We start from the raw sequence: 2,687 nt of genomic DNA on the forward strand, positions 1-2,687 counted from the left end.
ACAGTAATCTTCTTTTCTTCTTCTATAAATTGGGTAATATGATTTTCCATTTCCTCAACTTGTCTAAGAAAATTTGCTTTTGTCTTCTTGTTTTCTTTGTTTTGTTCTAGTTCTTTTTCTAATAATATGAGCTCTTTTTCATTCTTTTCAATAATACCTATCTTTTGATTCAACAACTCAATTTCTTCCACTTGTTTTTTCCTCTCTTCTTCTTTCTCTTCCAATTGTCCCTTCATATTTGATATGATACCAATGTATTTTCTTTCTTCTGCCTGAAGGTCCAATAATTTTTGAGCCAATTCAGTTTTGAGCTTTCCATTCAAAAGAACCTCTATTTTCTTTAAAACCTTTTCAATTTCTTTAATTTTCCCCTCTAACACTTCAATTTCATAATCAGAATCATCAATACTTTTCTCCAGCATAACTCTCCATTTATCGAACTCATACACATCTTCAAGAAAACCATAACTTAAGTCTTTAAATAAAAAATTCATCTCATCTTGTTTGTCTAAATACGGATTCGTTGTACTCATTTTATCCTTTTTAGTTGATTTTGTTTTATCAACCAATACTACATAACTACGAATTAATTCTTGTTCCATAAATGAAAGATCTAATGATTCAAACGAATCTTCCAATATTACAATACTATATCGTAATGCTGGATTCCGATCTAATTCATATCGTTTCTCTTCTATAGAAAGATTATTAAGGTATTCAGTTCCATACATAGACTCTATACGATTAGTATCCAATAATTTTTTCACCTTTAATAAGTCGATATTTGGAATATAAGAGCCGATTTTATCGCCTTCCTCTATCAAGTGAATATCATCTTGAAAAGCCCCCATTTTCCTCAATTGTTCCTTAACAGTATCTTGAATTTTATTTAAGTAATTTTCAAGTTCTTGTTTAATTCGGTAGTATTCCTCCCTTTCCATTTCAGTAGAAAAGTTTGTTTTTAAAATCTTTGATATATTGGCTAGTAATTCTTTTTCTATTTTTGTAATTGCTATGTTTTCATTCTCTAATTGATTTATTTCTTTTTTGATCGCTTTCATACTCTCTTCCTGTCTCACAATATCTATTTTGGTATTAACAATTTCATTTTCCAAATTAGACTTTGTATTCAATGCGATCTCAAAAGCACTTTTTACTTCGTTTAATTCTAATCCAATTTCAACGATACTGTCAGAAATGTGGTATGGCAACTCTGCCCCATACTGTAAACAAGCATCCTCTAACCTAATCTCAAATTGGTTTATACAATTTGAAAGATCATGTATCTTAAACTCTAAATCTCTTTTCTGTGTATTCTCTATATCCAAATCCATTTTTAATTCTTTAATTTTATTTTCATGTGCGAGAATAGAGCGTGCATTTCGACTTATTTCATTTCCCCAATATTCAGAAATAAATTCCCAATGTTTTGTAAAATATGCCTTAATTCTTTCCAGATCATTTGTTGATCCTTTCATATCATCAGAATTTATTAGCGTAGAAATTTTTTGATTATTTATTTCGATTTCATCTAATTTTTCCATCCTTCTTTTTAGTTCTAAATTCACTTTTTGGTCTATTAGATTCTGTTGATATTCATTAACAGTAAAGACTGCTTTCAATTGTTTATGTTCCAACTCATAATATTCACCATCCACTTCCTCTTTCTCCTGATGCAGAGCAATATAATCGATGTTTGCATATTTCCATCTTGCTAAGTCGCGTTTTTCTTTTCGGTCACTTTGCTCTCTTTCTAGTTTGTCTACCTGGTTTTCTTTGTATTCCATTAATATAATGAGAAGTTGGAGAAATTCTGCACCTTTATTTCTCCATAGTTCTACTTTCTGTTTAATTTCTTCTCCTTCATTAAAACGGTCTTGAAGTGGCAAAATATAATCATTAATTTGTTCAATGCTGTCTACCATTGCTAACAAATCCGGCAATTCTTTTGAAATCTTTAAGACTTCTAAGAACCATGTGGTTACAACTGAAACTTCTTTTTTATTTCGCGAATCAATTCCTTCAATTTTATCATTTATAGTAGGCACAAGAAGGTTGTAAAACAAGCCTGTATTATCAGTAGAACCTTCAAAGAACTTTCCAAATCCGCCTTCTCCTACATTAATTTTCTTTAAAATGTTAACCGTGTTAGCATCATATCCAAACTCCTCAATTTTTTCAAAATACTGTTCTTTTTCTTGTTTCGAATAAAAATGAAACGACTTATCAGCCTTCACTTCTTCTTTCCACGTACTAAAAGACACTGCCTCTTTTTCTTTTTCATCCCACAATTGAAAATCAAAGATATCAGCCTTCTCAACTATTAAAGGCTCTTTTGTATATAGAAAATAATCTAGTTCAATAGGAGAATTGGTAAATTTCCTTTTATCATTTGACACAAGACGTGGAGTCACCGTAATCCCAAGTATCACGCGTTTTGATAATGAAACTTGCCATTCTTGTACAACGTGAAAAGTATATTCTATAGGTCTCTCTTCATTATTAAAAAAGAAATGATGTACATGGTTTAGGTCATTCTTCCATGAGGCCAAAGGTTCCAGAGTCTGAAACAACATTTGAAAAAATACACCCTTTCCTCCTCCATTTCGAAGAATATATGCAGCATGACTCGGCATTGCCTCAGGAATGGTAAAATCCAGCTTTAGATCATCCGTATGTATATTACC

1 protein-coding gene is annotated in these 2,687 nt (G+C 30.9%); it reads right to left on the reverse strand.

Annotated elements, in window-relative coordinates; genetic code table 11:
* A partial coding sequence (locus AC1DJR_RS25485) for a hypothetical protein (protein ID WP_477003806.1) occupies window positions 1-2,576 on the reverse strand: 2,576 nt, incomplete at its 3' end.
* Window positions 2,577-2,687: the final 111 nt, after the last annotated feature.

It is taken from the genome of Bacillus sp. 05T31 (genome assembly GCF_056396725.1).